Origin of the sequence: Halalkalicoccus sp. CG83, assembly GCF_037081715.1 — an archaeon.
Classification (GTDB): Archaea; Halobacteriota; Halobacteria; order Halobacteriales; family Halalkalicoccaceae; genus Halalkalicoccus; species Halalkalicoccus ordinarius.
The window spans coordinates 1,295,743-1,312,505 of record NZ_JAZDDH010000001.1; the positions used below are offsets into that span (position 1 = coordinate 1,295,743).

The 16,763-nt window shown below is 67.0% G+C and carries 16 protein-coding genes; 4 read left to right on the forward strand and 12 right to left on the reverse strand.

Going from position 1 to position 16,763, the window contains the following annotated elements; all coding sequences use genetic code 11:
* Position 1: 1 nt before the first annotated feature.
* The 8 genes from V0Z78_RS06695 to V0Z78_RS06730 form a co-directional block, all read right to left on the reverse strand.
* A complete protein-coding gene (locus tag V0Z78_RS06695; RefSeq protein WP_336343856.1) occupies positions 2-652 on the reverse strand; it encodes a hypothetical protein in 651 nt (216 codons plus the stop codon).
* Positions 653-772: 120 nt separating this feature from the next.
* Entirely contained in the window at positions 773-1,267 is a 495-nt protein-coding gene (locus V0Z78_RS06700; protein WP_336343857.1) for a quercetin 2,3-dioxygenase, read from the reverse strand.
* Positions 1,268-1,758: 491 nt separating this feature from the next.
* The gene (locus V0Z78_RS06705) at positions 1,759-3,036 is read right to left on the reverse strand and encodes an ABC transporter ATP-binding protein (protein WP_336343858.1); all 1,278 of its coding nucleotides are present in this window, start codon (positions 3,034-3,036) and stop codon (positions 1,759-1,761) included.
* Positions 3,033-4,187 (reverse strand): ABC transporter ATP-binding protein, encoded by a 1,155-nt coding sequence (locus V0Z78_RS06710; protein ID WP_336343859.1) that lies wholly within the window; start codon positions 4,185-4,187, stop codon positions 3,033-3,035. The genes V0Z78_RS06705 and V0Z78_RS06710 overlap by 4 nt, the downstream gene beginning before the upstream one ends.
* A complete protein-coding gene (locus tag V0Z78_RS06715; RefSeq protein ID WP_336343860.1) occupies positions 4,187-5,188 on the reverse strand; it encodes an ABC transporter permease in 1,002 nt (333 codons plus the stop codon). The genes V0Z78_RS06710 and V0Z78_RS06715 overlap by 1 nt, the downstream gene beginning before the upstream one ends.
* A complete protein-coding gene (locus V0Z78_RS06720) occupies positions 5,185-6,174 on the reverse strand; it encodes an ABC transporter permease (RefSeq protein WP_336343861.1) in 990 nt (329 codons plus the stop codon). The genes V0Z78_RS06715 and V0Z78_RS06720 overlap by 4 nt, the downstream gene beginning before the upstream one ends.
* A 33-nt stretch (positions 6,175-6,207) precedes the next feature.
* Entirely contained in the window at positions 6,208-7,791 is a 1,584-nt protein-coding gene (locus tag V0Z78_RS06725; protein WP_336343862.1) for an ABC transporter substrate-binding protein, read from the reverse strand.
* 70 nt (positions 7,792-7,861) lie between these two features.
* Entirely contained in the window at positions 7,862-8,785 is a 924-nt protein-coding gene (locus tag V0Z78_RS06730) for a DMT family transporter (protein ID WP_336343863.1), read from the reverse strand.
* A 221-nt stretch (positions 8,786-9,006) separates the two neighbouring features.
* On the opposite strand from V0Z78_RS06730, the gene V0Z78_RS06735 reads away from it, so the two are divergent.
* Positions 9,007-9,636 (forward strand): reverse transcriptase-like protein, encoded by a 630-nt coding sequence (locus tag V0Z78_RS06735; protein ID WP_336343864.1) that lies wholly within the window; start codon positions 9,007-9,009, stop codon positions 9,634-9,636.
* Here the strand turns inward: V0Z78_RS06735 and V0Z78_RS06740 are convergent.
* Entirely contained in the window at positions 9,633-10,703 is a 1,071-nt protein-coding gene (locus V0Z78_RS06740; protein ID WP_336343865.1) for a M24 family metallopeptidase, read from the reverse strand. The two genes, V0Z78_RS06735 and V0Z78_RS06740, sit on opposite strands and share 4 nt — an antisense overlap.
* 136 nt (positions 10,704-10,839) lie before the next feature.
* On the opposite strand from V0Z78_RS06740, the gene V0Z78_RS06745 reads away from it, so the two are divergent.
* Positions 10,840-12,084: a magnesium transporter gene (locus tag V0Z78_RS06745; RefSeq protein WP_336343866.1), complete on the forward strand. Its 1,245-nt coding sequence runs from the start codon at positions 10,840-10,842 to the stop codon at positions 12,082-12,084.
* Between the two features lie 126 nt (positions 12,085-12,210).
* Positions 12,211-13,044, forward strand: coding sequence for a COX15/CtaA family protein (locus V0Z78_RS06750; RefSeq protein ID WP_336343867.1), 834 nt, complete (start codon positions 12,211-12,213; stop codon positions 13,042-13,044).
* On the opposite strand, the gene V0Z78_RS06755 is transcribed toward V0Z78_RS06750, so the two are convergent.
* The 3 genes from V0Z78_RS06755 to V0Z78_RS06765 form a co-directional block, all read right to left on the reverse strand.
* Entirely contained in the window at positions 13,038-13,196 is a 159-nt protein-coding gene (locus V0Z78_RS06755; protein ID WP_336343868.1) for a hypothetical protein, read from the reverse strand. The genes V0Z78_RS06750 and V0Z78_RS06755 overlap by 7 nt on opposite strands.
* 71 nt (positions 13,197-13,267) lie before the next feature.
* Complete coding sequence (locus tag V0Z78_RS06760) at positions 13,268-14,776, reverse strand: replication factor C large subunit (RefSeq protein ID WP_336343869.1); 1,509 nt, start codon at positions 14,774-14,776, stop codon at positions 13,268-13,270.
* Positions 14,777-14,895: 119 nt separating this feature from the next.
* Positions 14,896-15,909: a potassium channel family protein gene (locus V0Z78_RS06765; RefSeq protein ID WP_336343870.1), complete on the reverse strand. Its 1,014-nt coding sequence runs from the start codon at positions 15,907-15,909 to the stop codon at positions 14,896-14,898.
* A 144-nt stretch (positions 15,910-16,053) separates the two neighbouring features.
* Between V0Z78_RS06765 and V0Z78_RS06770 the strand changes: the two genes are divergently transcribed.
* Complete coding sequence (locus V0Z78_RS06770; RefSeq protein ID WP_336343871.1) at positions 16,054-16,728, forward strand: nitroreductase family protein; 675 nt, start codon at positions 16,054-16,056, stop codon at positions 16,726-16,728.
* Positions 16,729-16,763 lie beyond the last annotated feature (35 nt).

Below are 16,763 nucleotides of genomic sequence, written 5' to 3' on the forward strand. Positions count from 1 at the left end.
CCTACTGGGGAGCGGTCTCAGCTATAGAAGCGGCGGTTGGTTGGGTCCAGAGATGGTAGCCGAGGATCGCCCAAGCAGCACCATAGACCGTCGTAATCACGACAAAGGGTGTCCCCCCGAACCCGATGGCAAGGAGTCCAGCGAATCCTGCGACACACACTGGCAGCGCCACAGCGAGGATCGTCGGCCCGAGCGCAGGGAGCTTCTTTGCCCGCCGCATGGCGAGACCGAAGGGGAAACCGCCACCGAGGACGAGGACGAACAGGCTCACTACGAAGATCATGAACCAGCCTTCCTCAGCGTACGCGGCAGCCGAAGAAACCCCATAGAGCTCTGTCAAGATCATGACTACCAGTCCGATCGTGCTCATCCCATAGCCGATCGTTCCCATACGGCCGTACGCTCCCTTATGATACGCATGCACGCCGAGAACGCCCAAGAGCATGAGGACGAGAGGGACGACGAGGAGGAAGCTATAAACACGGGCGAGTTGGCTCATTCCGCTGAAGGTCGCCTGATCGATCACGTCCGGTATCGCATAGAGGATGAACGAGGCCCCGCCGAGAAGCCCCGCTAATCCAGCCTGTCGAGTGCGATAGATAGGCCATGTTTTCGTCGGCTGTTCACCTGTTTGCTGGTCGTATTGAACCATGATGATTCCTCTCGCGTCCTCCCTAGATCTGAAATATCGACGATTTGAGGATTACCGTATATATGGTGCGCAGGAGGCTTTAATGTCGCGATAACGGGGATAGCAGACACCTCGATTAAGCTACTGTTCGATCGAGGTGATCTCGACTCGGTGTTCGGTGTTCAGCGGCGGACCGATGATCTCGAAACCATACTGCCCGGCGACCTCACCGACCTTCGCCATCTCCTCCTCGGTTGGTCCTTCGGTTGGGATCGTCCACGATTCGGCGGGACGGCCGACCGCAGCGAAGAACTGCTCGAACCCAGGTTTGAACACCTGGATAAGAGAGCGGGTCTCCTCCTCAGTCACGTAACTGTGGGGGATACCGTGCGGAGCGTACACTGTAGACCCGGGCGTCACGGTGATGCGCTCGTCGCCGATCTCGAAGGTGACCCGCCCACTGAGGACGTAGAACAGCTCGTCGTCCTCGGGGTGAACGTGCTTCGGAGGCGAGAATCCTGCCGGGGCGAGCTGTTCCGACAGGGAGAACGAACCGTCGGTCTCCTCGCCAGTCGCCTTGATGATCGTGAGGGTGCCAAGCATCCAGTACGCTTCGCCCTCCTCAGGACCGATCACGAACGGTTCTGGCGTCGAATCTGCCGATACTACCGTTGAAATTCCACTGCTCATTCTTCACTATCTATTATTGAGATAGGTCGGTAGTACATAGACGCTCACGGAGCATAACGGTCGTGAGATACGAGCTATCACGGGCCACTAGTTATGGGAGTAGGCCTGAACGGAATATCGAGTCGGAGATGACGACGTGACTCGGCAGCTTCCCGGGGATGACGACCTCGAATCAGGTGCTCCTGAGCGAGTAATACACGGATACACGGGAGGCTGCGACTCACATACTGCGATCTGAGCGGCTGATGGCGATGTTAGGGACGGTGTTTTCTCGGCGCGCAACCGAAGCACTCGCTCGCCGCACGCTCTCGCACCTCGATCCGAGACGAGAGCCGATACCTGATCTCCGGGGCCGATTCGAGCGACGGCTCCGAGTCATCGAGGTTCCGTCGGCGAGTCGGACGGGGCGAGCAGTCGACGGCTCGGCCTGAGCGCGTTCAGGAGAAGCGCTCGTCGTGGAGGTGACACGCCGCCGGGTGGTCACGGTTCTCGCCGACCAGCGACGGCCGTTCGCTCTCACAGACCGTCTCGAACGCCCCTCTCAGCGTCGCCTCGGCGGCCTCGAACTCCCCGTTCGCGACCGCCGAGAGCGCCTCCTCGAGGACGCGTTCGGCGTCGGGGTCCGACAGCGTCCCGATGCCGTGCTCCTCGCGGATCGCGCCGGCGACCGTCTCGTCGTCGAGGCGTTCGCGGATCCCCTCGACGCTCACGTCCCGGCGCTCGATCCGCTCGCGCAGGTCCATCACCGAGCGCCAGGTTTCCTGGTCGAACTCGTAGTTCTCGGGTTGGATCACCTTCGGACAGCGGGTGCGGAACCGACAGCCGCTCGGAGGGTTCCGCGGCGAGGGAACGTCGCCCGAGAGCGTCGTCACCTCGCGCTCGTGCTCGTCGACGCTCGCCCGGGGGACGCTATCGAGCAACGCCTCGGTGTAGGGGTGCTGTGGCGACTCGAAGATCTCGTCGACCGGGCCGATCTCGACGATCTCGCCGAGGTACATCACCGCGACCCGGTCGCAGTTGTGCCGAATCACCGAGAGGTCGTGGCTGATGAGCAGGTAGGTGAGCGAGAACTCCGTCTGGAGGTCGTCGAGCAGGTTGAGCACCTGCGCCTGCACCGAGACGTCGAGCGCGCTGGTCGGCTCGTCGAGCACGACGAACTCGGGTTCGAGCGCGAGCGCGCGGGCGATACCGATGCGCTGGCGCTGGCCGCCCGAGAACTCGTGTGGATAGCGATCCAGCTGATCGGCCGAGAGGCCCACGCGCTCGAGCAGTTCGCGCGCACGTCGGCGTCGTTCCTCCTTATCGCCGATCCCGTGGATCGCGAGCGGCTGGCGGACGATCTCGCCGACCGTCATCCGGGGGTCGAGGCTCGAGTAGGGGTCCTGAAAGACGATCTGGGCCTGCCGTCGGAACGACTCGTCCGCGTCGTCGCTCACCGTCCGGCCGTCGAACTCGACGGTTCCCTCCGTGGGTTCTTGAAGCTGGAGTAGCGTCTCGCCGGCGGTGGACTTCCCACAGCCCGACTCGCCGACCAGTCCGAGGGTCTCGCCGCGCCGGATGTCGAAGCTCACGCCGTCGACCGCCTGCACCGCGACCGGCTCGTTGCCGAACAGTCGATCGAGCAGCGTGTCCCGTTCGTAGAAGTACTTCCGAAGCCCGTCGACCCGGACCAGCGGTTCCGTACTGCGATCGCGTTCGGGTTTCGACTCGCTCATTCGAAGTAGCCCTCCGGGAGCGCGCTCCCCTCGTCGTACTCCATCTCCGCGAGGACACAGCGCACGGAGTGGTCCTCGCTCTCCCCGGCGTCGAACTCGGGTGGGTGTTCGAGACAGTGCTCCATCGCCTTCGGACACCGATCCGCGAAGTAACACCGATCGCCCATCTCGTTCGCGAGCAGGCTGGGGACGTTGCCCGGAATGGGCTCGAGTCTGGTCTTCTCGCCCTCGATGTCCGGGATGCTCCCGAGCAGCCCTCGCGTGTAGGGGTGGACCGCGTTCTCGAAGACGTCCTCCAGAGTCCCTCGCTCGACGATCTCGCCGGCGTACATCACGCCGACGCGGTCGCACATCCGCGCGACGACGCCGAGGTTGTGTGTGATCAGAACGATGCTCATGTCGGTCTCCTCCTGGAGGTCGTCGAGCAGCGAGAGGATCTGGGCCTGGATGGTGACGTCGAGCGCGGTCGTCGGCTCGTCGGCGATCAGCACGTCGGGCTCGCCCGCGAGCGCCTGGGCGATCATCGCGCGCTGGAGCATCCCCCCCGAGAACTGGTGGGGGTACTCGTCGGCTCGCTCGACGGGGTCGGGGATTCCCACGAGTTCGAGCAGCTCGACCGCCCGTTCGTGGCTCTCCTCGCTCACGTACCTCTGCGAGGGGACGACCGTGCTCACGACGAACTGGCCGAGCCCGAACTCACGGGTCCTCGCCCGCGTCGAGCGGGGGTTCGCGGCGGCGCGGCGTTGGACCTCGACGGCCTCGGCGATCTGCTCGCCGACCGTGATCGAGGGGTTGAAGCTGCTCATCGCGTCCTGGAAGATCATGCTGAAGCCGCTGCCCCGGAGCGCGTGGCGCTCGGCCTCCGGGATCGCGCGCAGGTCGACGTAGTCGCCGTCAGTAGCGTCCGCCGAGGCGGCCGCCGCGAGGTCGGCGTCGCGAAACCAGATCCTCCCCTCCGTAATGCGCCCCGGCGAGTCGATCAGGTCGATCAGCGAGCGTGCCGTGACGCTCTTTCCGGAGCCCGACTCGCCGACGATGCCGAACACCTCGCCGTCCTCGACGGTGAAGTCGACGTCCTCGACGGCGTTGACCTGCCCCTCCTCGGTGAAGAAGCGCGTGTGAAGCCCCTCGACGCGAAGGATCGGCGCCATCAGACGCCCCCCTCCCCCTCGATGCTGGGGTCGAGCGCGTCGCGCAGCCAGTCGCCGAGCAGGTTCACCGAGACCACGGCCAGCACGATTGCGATCCCGGGGATCGTCGAGATCCACCACGCGGTCGCGAGGTAGCCCCGACCCTGCGCGATGTCGTAGCCCCACGACAGCGTCGTCCCCGAGAAACCGAGGAAGGAGAGCGCGCTCTCGAGCAGGATGATCGCCGCGACCTGGATGGTCGCGAGCACGATGATCGGCGTCAGGCTGTTGGGAAGCACGTGTTTGCGAAGGATCGTCAGGTCGCTCGCGCCCAAACTCCGGGCGGCCTTGACGTACTCCTCGTTGCGGATCGAGAGCGCCTCCCCGCGGGCGACGCGAGCGAACCACACCCAGTTGACGAGCGCGACGACGAGGGTGACGGTGCCCGGCAGCGCGAACGACTCGGGCATCCCGTCGACGAGGCCCGCCTGGACCAGCGGATCGGGGATCCAGACGACGCTCGCGCCGAACAGCCCGATCAGCGCGATCGCCAGCACGAGCGACGGGAACGCGAGCATGACGTCCGCCCCCCGCATCAGCGCGTCGTCGGTTCGGCCGCCGAAGTAGCCCGCGGCGAGCCCGTAGGGGACGCCGATGCCGGCGGCGATCCCCGTGCCGATCAGCCCCACCATCAGCGAGGTGCGCGCCCCGTAGATCAGCCGCGAGAGCATGTCCTGGCCGAACTGGTCGGTGCCAAGCGGATGCTCCCACGTCGGCTCGATCGTCGTCTCGACGCGTTCGGTCTCGCCGTCGACCAGCTGGGTGGTGGTCTCGGTCTGGGTGAAGCCGATCGGCGGCGTCTGGCCGGACTCGAGCCCCTGTGCCGTGGGGTTGTGCGGCGCGAGCACGGGCGCGAACGTCGCCATCAGGAAGATCGCCACCAGGAGGACGAGCCCGAGCTTCGCGAGCAGGCTGGTCCGCAGCTCGGATTTGAGGCTTCGCTTGACGCGCGGCGAGATCATTCGTTCACCACACGCGGGTTCACGTAGGCGTACATCGAGTCGACGATCGCGTTGATCAACACGAAGCCGATCCCGATGACGATGAGCGAGCCCTGGATGATGGGCCAGTCGCGCACCCGGATCGCGTCGATCAGCAGGGTACCGAGTCCGGGCCAGGAGAAGACCGCCTCGGTGATCACCGCGCCGCCGATCAGCGTCCCGAGCTGGAGGCCGAGCACCGTGATGATCGGGATGAGGGTGTTCCTGAGCACGTGTTTGTACCGGACGATCGTCTCGGGCAGTCCCTTCGCGCGGGTCGCGTCGACGTAGTCCCTCCCGAGCTCGTCGATCATGCCGCTTCGCGTGAGCCGGGTGATCAGCGCGGTGAAGTAGGTACCGAGGGCGATCGCCGGCAGGACCATGTGCTGGGCCCACACCCAGAGTCCCTCCGGTCGTAGCTCGAAGACCAACAGCTCGAACGCCGTCACGAGTCCGAGCGGCCGGTCGCTCGTGGGCAGCAGGCCGAACTGGACCGAGACGACGAGGATCAGCATGATCCCCAGCCAGAAGTTCGGCGTGCTGATACCCATGAGCGAGAACAGCGTCGCGCCGTAGTCGGCGGGCTGGTGGCGCCGGGTCGCGCTGATCACGCCCAGGGGGATGGCGATGACGACCGCGACGACCGTCGCCGCGACCGCCAGCTCGATCGTCGCGGGAAGCCGGGCGAACACGCGGACGCTGGCCTCGGTCCCGGAGATGTACGAGTAGCCCATGTCGCCCTGCAACAATCCGGTGACGTAGTCGATGTACTGTACGTGGATGGGGTCGTTCAGCCCCAGGTCCTCGGCGATCCGTTCGCGCAGGTCGGGATCGGCGCCGGGCGGGGCGACGAACGTGACCGCGCTGCCGGGGGTCATGAATCGCAGCAGGAAGACGACGGTGATGACTCCCCAGACGACGAACACGCCCTGGAGGGCTCGTTTCGCGATGAATTTTCCGATTGCCATCAGTTGGTACCGTGGTCTCCGTTCCGCGTCGGCTTACGAGGCGGAGACGTCCTTCGCCAGGATGTCCTCGTCGCTTCGGGCCTCCCAGTCGAGCTCCTCGTTGACGCCGTAGATGCTGTACTGCTGGTGGAGGAACACCCACGGCGCCTGTTCGTTGAGCAGGGCGTTGGCCTCCTGGAGGTGCCCTTCGCGCGTGTCCTCGTCGAGTTCGGACTCGCTCTGCTCGAGGAGGTCGACCACCTCGTCGTTCTCGAAGTGCTGGCTCGCCTGGCCGGGCATGAACCACGGCACGAGCGTGTAGTTGGCGTCGAAGGTGGGGTTGCCCCAGCCGATCAGGAAGAAGCCCGGCGAGGTCGACATGTCTCCGTCGAGCGCCTCGCCGGCGAGGTCGCCGAAGTCGCGGATCTCGAGGTCACACGAGACGTTCGGGAGCTCGTCGATCTGGCTCGCCGCGGCGCGTGCGATCTCCTCGTCGCCGAGATACCGGCCCGTCGGCGTCTCGAGGACGATCTCCGTACCGGCGTAGCCGCTCTCCTCGACGAGCTGCTGGGCCTGCTCGGGATCGTACGGATAGGGATCGACGTCCGGGTTGTGGCCGTTGTGGCCCTCGAGCGTCGGTTGGCTCGCCGGGGAACCGAATCCCTCGAGCAGCTCGTCGATGATCCCCTCGACGTCGACCGCGTAGTTCATCGCCTGGCGGAACTCCTGGCTGTCGAAGGGCTCGCGGTCGTTGGTCATCACGAGGAAGATCACCCGCGTGCTGGGCACCGACTCGAAGGTCATCCCGTCCTCGTCCTCGATTCGCGGGGTCTCGCTCGGCGGGACGTTCGTGACGATGTCGGTCTCGCCGGCGAGCAGGCTGTTGACCCGCGTGCTCGACTCGGGTGCGCCCTCGAAGGTGACCTGGGTGACGTCGCCGACGTTGTCGGCGTCCCAGTACTCGTCGAACGCCGTGAACGTCGCCCGGACGTCCTCCTCGAACTCCTCGAGCTGGTAGGGGCCGGTGCCGTTGGCGTCGCGGATCGTCTCGTCCTCGTGCTCCTCGGCCCACTGCTGCTGGAGGATCCGGCCGAACGAGGCGAAGTTCTCGAAGACGACGGGGTTCGGGCCGGAGAGCGTCACCGCGACGGTGCCGTCGCCGCTCGCCTCGGCGCCCTCGATCCCCGAGAGGCCGTCCTGTTGGGGGCTGACGATCCCGACCTCGTCGTCGACGGTCCGGTTGATGCTGTAGGCGACGTCCTCGGCGGTCATCTCGTCGCCGCTGTGGAACTGGACGCCCTCACGGAGGGTGAACTCGACCTCCTGCTCGCCGAGGCGCTCGTAGTCGGTCGCGAGGTACTCGACGATCTCGCCCTCGGCGTCGCGATACAGCAACGGCTCGTACGCCTGGTCCAGGACGTTGTAGGTGGGCGTGTCGTTGTGGTCCTGGGGGTCGAGCGTGCTCGCGAACTGTCCCTGGGTGACCGTGATCTCGAGGTCCTGATCCTCCTCGCCGAGCGGGTCCTCGCCGTCGTCCTCGCCGCCGGTACAGCCGGCCAGCGAGGTCGTCGCGGCCGCTGCGGAGACGCCGGCGAACTTCAGAAATCCGCGCCTGTCCATCTCCTTATCGTATGGCATATCCCCACATAGTAGATCCAGACTATATATGCTACGATAGGGCAGAAAGGGAACCCGGCGGGGACACGCTCTATTCGCTGCTCTCCCCGTACGGCCGGAGTCGAGTGAACTCGTCTCTGAGCGCGTTCCGTTTCAGCAGGACGAACCCCACCAGAATGAACGCGAACCCGATCACGGTGAGGGCGGTCGGCGTTTCGTCGAGGAACAACAACCCGGTTACGGCCGCTACGACGGGCGTGGCGTACGACACCAGGTTGATCTCTATCGGACCGAGCCGATCCAGGAGGTCGAAGTAGATCAGGAACCCGAGGGCGCTCGAGACGACGACGAGGTAGAGCAGCGACAGGACGGCGCCGGTCGTCCATCGGATCCCGCTTGCGGGTTCGGCGAGGGCGAGGCTCGCTGCGTGCATCACCACTGCTCCGATGAGCATGGACCACGCCTCCATCGTCTCGATGGGGAGCCGTGCGTCGACACGGCGGGTCAGGACGCTCCCGAGGGCGAACGAGACGGTGGCCAGGAACACCAGAAACATCGAGACGGTTCGGGCGTTCAGGACGTCGTTCGGATCGGGATCGCTCAGCACGCCGACCCCGACGAACCCGATGAGGAGCCCGAGGATCCCGACGGCCGTGAGCCGTTCGTCGGGCAGGAACGTCCGTGCGAACCCCGTCGTGAGGATGGGCGAGAGGCTCACGATGATGGCGGCGGTGGCGCTCGAGGTCCCCTGTTCCCCGACGAAGAGGAAGGCGTGATAGGCGGCGATCATGAACGTCCCGCCGATCCCGACCAACGTCCATTCGTCTCGGCCTCGAGGTCGCCAGCGATCGGTCACGTAGGCCGCGTACCCGAGCATCAGGACGCCAGCCAGGTCGTAGCGTAACGCGGCGAACAGCACCGGCGGGAAGAACTCCAGGCCAGCCTTGATGGCCGTAAAGGCGCTCCCCCAGGCGAGCGCCAACGCGACGAAGAGGATCGCGTTTCTATATCTCATCGTCGCAGTACGCCCCCTCGAACGTACGGTTCGGCCGGGTCGATCCGACCCGATCCGGCTCGGGACGGACCACCGTACGGATCGTTGCCTCGGATCACCGCGAGCGGGAGGGACGAATCGAGGGGTCGATGGCGACTCACGGAGGGAGTGTGGCGCGTGCACCCTTCAACGGTTCGAACCGGGGAGACGATTTATATGGAATCGCCGTCATACGGTGTAGCATGGCCGCTTACGGCCGGCAGACCCTCCGCGATCGCTTCGACACCGCCCCCACCCCCCGAATCGCCCACCCCCCTCGCACCCACCATCGGGACTTCTACGTCGCCACCGATGGCTCCTACCACCTGAACGCGGGGCAGGCCGGCATGGGCGTGGTCATCGAGACACGCGACGGAACGCGGGTCGCCCGCTACGCCCTGCCGACGACCGCGACCGACAACAACGTCGCCGAGTACCAGGCGCTGCACTTCGGCCTCGACGTGCTCGCGACGCGCGCCCCGCCGACCGCCCGCGTCGGCGTCCTCACCGACCACGACGTGCTGGCGAGGAACGTCAACGCCGCCGCCCTCGCCGCTCGCGACGGCTGGCACGCCGACGGGATCCGCGTTCCGCCGGCGAGCCGGAACCACTGGCGGGGCATCCGCGCACGTATCGCCGGCTTCGACGAGCTCCGCGCGGCGGTGATCGACGGCGGCGAGAACCCCGCCCACCCGCTCGCCAACTCGCCGAAGGAGTACGCCCACGTCAACCACGAACCCGCCCGCTGTGTCCGGCCTGAACTCGACGCCGCCACGAGCCCCCGCTCCGAGGTACCCCCGCCGTCGCGGGCCGACCGCCACACCGGCGACTAGTCGAGTCCGAGGACCGCCGGACGCTCGAGCTCGATCCCGCCCGCCTCGACCGTGCGGGTCGGCCACTCGTCGGTCTCGGTGAGCACCTCGACCCCCTCGTCGGTGACCAGTGCGGTGTCCTCGCTCTTCGCGCCCTGCACCGTGGGGTTCCACGCGTAGGCCATCGGCAGGCGCACCCGCTCCTCGCCGAAGGGCGTCGCGAACCACTCGCGGCCGGCGTAGCCCGTCGCACCGCCCTGGTGGTGTTGCTTCCACTCGCGCGGATAGCTCCGCTCCCGGTAGGCACGCCGGATCGCCCGGAAGACGTCGCCCGCGGTGCCGCCGCGCTGTCCCACTCGGCGGGTGGCCGCGAGCGCGGCCGTCTCGACGCCCGCCGCCGCCTCGTGGCGCGACTCGAGCCACTCGGGGGCGTCGAACGCCACCGTCCGGGTACAGCTCGCGTGCAGCCCGTCACGGCGCGCCGTGACGGAGGCGATGGCGTATCGCCCGAGCTTCGTTTCCGTCGGCGTGAAGTGGCGATAGCGCCCGGCGCGCTTCTCGCCGCCGACCAGCGCAACCGGCGAGTCGATCCCTCGGTCGGCGAGCCCACCACGGAGCCCGGCGGCGACCTCGCGTTCGGAGTCGGTCGGCTCCGCGTCACGACAGGCCGCCTCGAGTTCCTCCGCGACCTCCCGGCCGAGCGCGCGATAGCGCTCGATCTCGTCGTCGACCAGTGGCTGGCGGAGCTTCGAGGCGTCCAGTCGCCGGCAACCGGGGACGTCGAAGTCCGCCGCCGCCGGCCGCGACGTGTAGGATGCGACGGCGTCGGCGAGCGAGCCCGCGTGCCAGCGGTACTGAACGACGCGTTCGTCGGCCAGCTCCTCCTCGGCGAGGCGTTCGGCCTCGATGTTGTCGGTGATCACGACGACCTTCTCGCCGTCGTAGCCCGCGGCCGCGACGCCGACCTCGCTGTCGCGGTCGACGACGTTGTCGCCGCCGGTGAGCCACGCGAAGTTCTCGGGACGGGCGAACCACACCGTCTCGACCCCGTACTTGCTTCGATAGACGTCGAGTCGCGTCCGTTTCATGGATGACCCTCTCGTGGCGAGTACACAAACCTGGCGGACGGCGGATCGCGCGCGGTCGGTCGAGAGCCGTCTCGCCTCCGCCCGGACCGTACTCGCTTCGGCGGTTTTTTAGCTGGGGGCGATATTCGATAGCCCGATGGCTACCTCTACGGACGTCCAACAGGCGATCGCCACGTCGGCGACGCCCGCGGAGGAGTTCCGGGAGCTCCCGGAGGCGCGCCAGCGCCAGCTGTTCTTCCAGCTTCCCGAGACGATCCAGCGCGCGGTGGTCGACGACATGAGCCGCGAGGCGCTGGGTCGGTTCGTCCGACGACTCGATCCCGACGAGGCGACCGACGTGCTGGGGTTGGCGGACGAGGAGACGCGAACGGCGGTGCTTCGTCGACTCGACGAGGACCGTCGCGAGCGGATCGAGTTCCTCCTCGAGTTCAGCCCCGAGAGCGCCGCCGGTCTGATGCATCTCGACTACGTCACCGTCGCGCGGGACGCCGGCTTCGACGACGTCGCGGAGCGCGTCCGTCGGTTCGAGGAGCGAACCGGACGGTTCCCGATCGTCTTCGTCGTCGAGGACGGCGAACTGCTGGGCGAGCTACCCGGCCAAACGCTCGCGATGACCGACCGGGAGTCGGCTCACCTGACCGACTACCTCCACGAGACCCCCACCGTTCGCTACGACCGTCCCGACACGGACGTCCTCGAGGTGTTCCGTGCGAACCCCGAGAGCAAGGTCGCCGTGCTCGACGAGGACGAGCACATCCTCGGGGTGATCCACGCCGACGACATCCTCAGAGTCATCGAGGAGGAGGCGGGCGAGACCCTCTACGAGTTCACCGGCGTCGCCGAGGAGGAGAGCGTCCTCGACGGCCCGCTGGTGAAGGTACAGCGCCGCTATAAGTGGCTCATCCTCAATCTGGGGACGGCGTTCCTGGCCGCGGCCGTCGTCGGCCTGTTCGAGGCGACGATCGCCGCGTTCACGCTGCTCGCGGTCTACATGCCGATCGTCGCCGGGATGGGCGGCAACGCCGGCACCCAGTCGATGGCCGTCACCGTCCGCGGGATCGCGCTCGAACAGGTCTCGATCGCGACTGGCGGGCGCGTCATCCTCAACGAGGTCCTCGCCGGCGCCGCCAACGGAATGATCACCGGCGTGCTGGTGGCGATCATCGCCACGGTGTTCAACCAGAGTCCGCTGCTCGGGCTGGTGATCGGCGTCTCGATGGTGCTGAACCTGGTCATCGCCGGCTTCTTCGGCGCCCTCATTCCGCTGATCCTCGACCGAATGGAGATCGACCCAGCCACGTCGGCGACGATCTTCATCACCACCGCGACCGACGTGCTCGGCTTCTTCGTCTTCCTCGGACTGGCGTCGCTCGTCATCTGATCGGGCGGGTCGGTCCGTACGACCCCGCCGACCGGACTCCCCGAACGGCGGTCGGACAGAGCTATATGCGCCCACACCCGAGAGGGGAACGAAAGCCATGACGCGAGTCACCACTGGGTGGGATCGATGAGTCGTGGACGGCTGCGGACGCTGCTGCCGGCGACGACGGTTCTCACCTACCTCCTGTTGCTGATCGGGATCTACACCGCCGCGTCGGGCGCCGGCCTGACCTGTGAGGCGCGCTGGCCGCTCTGTGACGGCGCGGTGTTCGGACTCTTCCCCGCGAACTGGCCCAGCTTCATCGAGTGGTTCCACCGGCTCGTCGCCATGGTCGCCGGCTTCCTGGTGATCGGGACGGTCTACGGCGCGTGGCGCTGGCAGGACGATCGCCGGGTCCGCCTCGCGGTGACGGCCGCGTTCGTCCTCTATCCGGTGCAGGCGCTGTTGGGTGCGGGGACGGTGCTCGACTACACCTTCCTCTATCTCACGGCCCACTTCGTCACCGCGCTCGTCATCTTCACCTCGCTCGTCCTGGCGACGCTGTGGCACCTCGACGGGCTCGCCACCCTCGGACGGGTGCGCTACGCGCTGCTCTCGGTCGTCGCGCTCTATCCCCCGTTGCTCGCGCTCTCGCCCGGGGCGCTCGTCGCTCACACCGCGGCGGTACAGGCGATCTACCACGCGACCGGCCTGACGATCCTCGCCGCGCTGCTCGCGGCGGGTACCTGGTCGGGGCTGCTCCGGTCGGCGGAGGGACGCCTCGCCCGCGTGCGGACGCTCGCCGCGAGCGGCGCCGTCCTCGTCGGCGTCCAGCTACTGTTGGGTCGGTACGTCTACACGGACCTCACGCGACTGCTCGAGGGCACGGCGATGGTGGCGGTGGTGCTCCTCACGCTCGTCGCGGCGTGGCTCACCCACCGGGTCGAGCCGCAGTCGACGACGCGGCGTACCTCTCAGTAGTAGTAGAGCTCGACGCTCGACTCACAGTTCCGGCAGTCGGCGGTCGTCCCCTTGAGCCGTCGGTCGTCGACCGCGTGGCCGGCCTTCGCGGCCTCCGAGGTCGATATCGTCGAGCCGCAGTGTGGACAACTCACGTTCTCGATGGAGGACATGGAGGCCTCTATTGACGGCATATAGACATAACTATGTCGGCCGTACACTGCCTGGCGTACAAGTCACGATCTCACATGAAGTCGCTCAGGCCCGACTGTGAGTCGTCCTCGTTCGTCTCCGGATCGGCGTCCAGGTCCTCGTCGGTTTCCTCGGTACCGGCGCTCGTTCCGGCCGCGTCGACCGTTACCGTCGCATCCGGCTCGTCTGATCCTCCGGACTCGGACGGGGCGTCGTCCTCGTCGGCGGCCTCGGGCTCGGCGGCTCGCTCCGCCCGCTCGAAGGCGCCGCCGGAGGCCTCGACCGCGGCCTCCTCGCGGCGCTCGCGGGCCTCCTCGACGATCCCCTGGACCTTGTTGGTGTCCTTTCCGCTGCCGGTGACGAACGCGACGTGTTCGGCGTCGAGGTCGTAGCGCGCCGCCATCTCAACCGTCAGCTCGCGGTTCTTGCAGTGGTGGGTCATCACCGATAGGTGGGGTAGCAGCTCCCGGCGGGCGGTCCCCATGCTCACGCCGCCGGTCTCCGCGATCTTCCGGGCGACGTAGTCGCGCCGGTCGCGTGCGCTTCGCGAGCTGCCGAGCTTGCGCCAGTAGCTCGGCGGGCCGTAGCGCGTCCAGCCGCCCTTGGGTTCGCGGCGAGCGGCGGCGACGCCGGCGGTCATGTTGTCGCTCGCGTAGCGCCAGTAGGAGTACTCCTGGGTAGCACGTACCCGACCGAGCCATCGATCCGCGCGCGCGAGCGAGTCGTAGGCGTCAGCGAGTTCCGCTCCCTCGAAGTCCTTGGGGACGTTGTCCTCGATCCAGTTTATCAGATCGTCGGGCGTCTCGTCGACGTCGTAGGAGGCGTAGAGCGCCTCCTGGGCTCCCGCGGTCTTGATCACCTCGTCGAGGAAGTCGAAGATCCCCTTGCTCCGGTCTCGCTCGCCGGTGACGACCGCCTCCTCGGTGAGCCGGTCGGCCTTCTCGGCGATCGCCTGGAGGTCGTTGATCGCGGAACGCAGATCGCCGCTCGTGCTCTCGGCGATCGCCTCGAGGGCGCTCTGTTCGAACTCGATCCCCTCCTGGCGACAGATATCGCGGAGGACGGGCACGATCGAGCGTGCGGAGACGTCGCGGAACTCGATCGTCTCACACGCGTTTCGAAGCCCCTTCGACATGTCGTAGAACTCGTTGGCGATCAGGACGATCGGCTGGTTGGCCGACTTGATCACGTCGCTGACCGCGCGCGAGCCGCCGTAGTCGACGTTGCCGTGGAAGTTATCCGCCTCGTCGAGCACGACGAGCCGCCGGCCCGCACTCCCCTCCGAGAGCGTTCCGCTCTTTGCGGCCTCGCCCGCGATCCGTTTCACGACGTCGGCCTTGCGCTGGTCCGAGGCGTTGAGCTCGATCGTCGGACAACCCATGTCGTTCGCGAGCGCATGGGCCGCCGAGGTCTTTCCCACGCCGGGGCTGCCGTGGAGGATGACCGCCTTCCGGTGGTCCTCCCAGCTCTCGGCCCACTCCCGAAGCGCGTCGCGGGCCTTGTCGTTGCCCCGCACCTCGTCGAGCGTCGAGGGGCGATACTTCTCCGTCCAGTCGCTCATTACCGGAAGGAGGCAAGAGACGCGTTTAGGGGTTGCGGAGCGTCACTCATCACCCCGTCGTTCGGATCGAACCGAGGTGCTCGGGTTATCACCGATCCGAACGTCGAACGACGCCGTGATCAGTTCCCCTCTCGATTCGGCCTGGAGGAGGACCATTCGCGCGCGTCGGGTTCGACGAGTCCGAGCAACGTTCGGCGCCGTTCGTCCAGTTCCTCGAGGGCGGCGTCGAACTCCTCGTCGGGGACGGTCGGGACGCCCGCGTCGCGGAGGGAGTCGAGCTCCGGCGAGGGCGGAGAGCGATCCGCCGCTTCGATCAACGCGCTGTCGAGGATGTCGAGGTAGTTCCGGACGCTCGAGCGCGCGTTCTGAACGAGGAGGTCGTTGGGTCGCTCGGATCCCGGAACTCCGAACCGAAGGAGCGTCAACGCCTCGTCGAGAGCGGCGATCCGACCGACCGGCGCGTGGTCGGCCCGCGTGGTGTGGAAGTAGTGGAGGATCGGGTACGCCTTGTGGTTCGACGTGAGGGAGTTCAGCTGGGTGGTGGACGTGTTGAGGGGGAGATCGAGCCCCCGGAACTCCTCGCCGGTCCAGCCCGCTCGCACGATCCCCTCACCATGGGTACCGAGGCCGCTGACGCCGATCGCGAACGAGCGCTTCTGTGTGACGGCGTCGAGAACGGAGAGGACGTACGTGACGATCAGCGTGACGAAGAGCATCCCGGAGGCGGTCGTCAACCCGGTGGCGAGCTGCCAGACGTCGCCGTGCGGGACGAAATCGCCGTTGCCGAGCGTGAATATCGCGTACCCCGTGAAGTAGACGCGATCGATCCAGGAGACCGAACCCCTGTCGAGGGTATCGACGAGAGCCCCCTCGGCGCCGGCGAAGACGAGCGTCCACCCGCCCCAGAGGAGAGCGATCCACACCGAGAGGCTGATCGCGAAGATCAGCGGCCCCGCGAGGCTGAGTATCCGCGAGTTCCGCCCCGCTACGCCCCGTAGCGCGCGCCACGTCCACGACATGAGCCGGGACGTGAGCGGGCCGGCACCGCCCTCGACCCAGAGCGTCGTCCATGTGAGGTCCACGACGGCGATCACGAGAAGGAGCACGCCGAGAGCGAGGTAGACGGGATCCATCCCTAGAGGACCCCGAACCGGTTCGTGGATGTCGGTTCTGGCCCCGCTATCAGGCGATTTTCGGCGCGATTCCGCGCCGCGTCGACCCGACCCCTGCCAGTGCTACCAGCAGACGCTTAAGTGGCAATCGACTAGTCATCGTTGATGTCCTCCGAACAATCCGCCGCCGAGGAGCGTGACGTATCGAACGAGAAGACCTTCGAAGCCATCGAAGCCATCGACGCCATCCGAACCCGTCGATCAGGCCACGACTTCGACCCCGACGCGAAACTCGACGAGAAGACGCTCGAGGCGCTGATCCACGACGCCACGCTGGCGCCATCGTCGTACAACCTCCAGCCCTGGGAGTTCGTCGCCGTCCAGGACGACGAGCGACTCGATCGGGTCGTCGAGCTTGCCTACGGCCAGGAGCACCTGCGCGAGGCCGGAACCGCGATCCTCGTCGTCGGTCACACCGAGGCCAAGACCGCGGATCGCGTGTTCGACGAGTGGGTCGAGGCGGGCCGGATGGACGAGGCGTCCGCCGAACAGACCAAGGCCCAGTCGGTCGAGATGTACGAGGACGAGCGGTTCGGGCGCGACTACGCGATTCGGAACGCCAGCCTCGCGGTCGAGAACCTCCTGCTGTCGGCCCACGCCCGCGGGCTGAAGGCGACGCCCATGATCGGCTTCGACCAGGAGGGGATCGCCGAGTTCCTCGGGCTGCCCGACGACGAGATTCCCGTGATGCTGATCGCCGTCGGGCCGAGCGGCGGCGAGGAGCCCGATCGACTTCCGCGACGATCCGTCGACGAGGTCCTCCACCGCGAGTCGTACTGAGCCGGCTCGGAGCGCGTTCTCTCCGAAAGCGCGAG

Excerpts from the sequence above, each read along its gene's own strand:
- V0Z78_RS06735 (WP_336343864.1), top strand. The coding sequence starts at position 9,007 with ATGGCCGCTTACGGCCGGCAGACCCTCCGCGATCGCTTCGACACCGCC.
- V0Z78_RS06755 (WP_336343868.1), bottom strand. The coding sequence starts at position 13,196 with ATGTCCTCCATCGAGAACGTGAGTTGTCCACACTGCGGCTCGACGATA.
- V0Z78_RS06750 (WP_336343867.1), top strand. The coding sequence starts at position 12,211 with ATGAGTCGTGGACGGCTGCGGACGCTGCTGCCGGCGACGACGGTTCTC.
- V0Z78_RS06770 (WP_336343871.1), top strand. The coding sequence starts at position 16,054 with ATGTCCTCCGAACAATCCGCCGCCGAGGAGCGTGACGTATCGAACGAG.
- V0Z78_RS06695 (WP_336343856.1), bottom strand. The coding sequence starts at position 652 with ATGGTTCAATACGACCAGCAAACAGGTGAACAGCCGACGAAAACATGG.
- V0Z78_RS06725 (WP_336343862.1), bottom strand. The coding sequence starts at position 7,791 with ATGCCATACGATAAGGAGATGGACAGGCGCGGATTTCTGAAGTTCGCC.
- V0Z78_RS06730 (WP_336343863.1), bottom strand. The coding sequence starts at position 8,785 with ATGAGATATAGAAACGCGATCCTCTTCGTCGCGTTGGCGCTCGCCTGG.
- V0Z78_RS06760 (WP_336343869.1), bottom strand. The coding sequence starts at position 14,776 with ATGAGCGACTGGACGGAGAAGTATCGCCCCTCGACGCTCGACGAGGTG.
- V0Z78_RS06765 (WP_336343870.1), bottom strand. The coding sequence starts at position 15,909 with ATGGATCCCGTCTACCTCGCTCTCGGCGTGCTCCTTCTCGTGATCGCC.
- V0Z78_RS06705 (WP_336343858.1), bottom strand. The coding sequence starts at position 3,036 with ATGAGCGAGTCGAAACCCGAACGCGATCGCAGTACGGAACCGCTGGTC.
- V0Z78_RS06740 (WP_336343865.1), bottom strand. The coding sequence starts at position 10,703 with ATGAAACGGACGCGACTCGACGTCTATCGAAGCAAGTACGGGGTCGAG.
- V0Z78_RS06710 (WP_336343859.1), bottom strand. The coding sequence starts at position 4,187 with ATGGCGCCGATCCTTCGCGTCGAGGGGCTTCACACGCGCTTCTTCACC.
- V0Z78_RS06745 (WP_336343866.1), top strand. The coding sequence starts at position 10,840 with ATGGCTACCTCTACGGACGTCCAACAGGCGATCGCCACGTCGGCGACG.
- V0Z78_RS06715 (WP_336343860.1), bottom strand. The coding sequence starts at position 5,188 with ATGATCTCGCCGCGCGTCAAGCGAAGCCTCAAATCCGAGCTGCGGACC.
- V0Z78_RS06720 (WP_336343861.1), bottom strand. The coding sequence starts at position 6,174 with ATGGCAATCGGAAAATTCATCGCGAAACGAGCCCTCCAGGGCGTGTTC.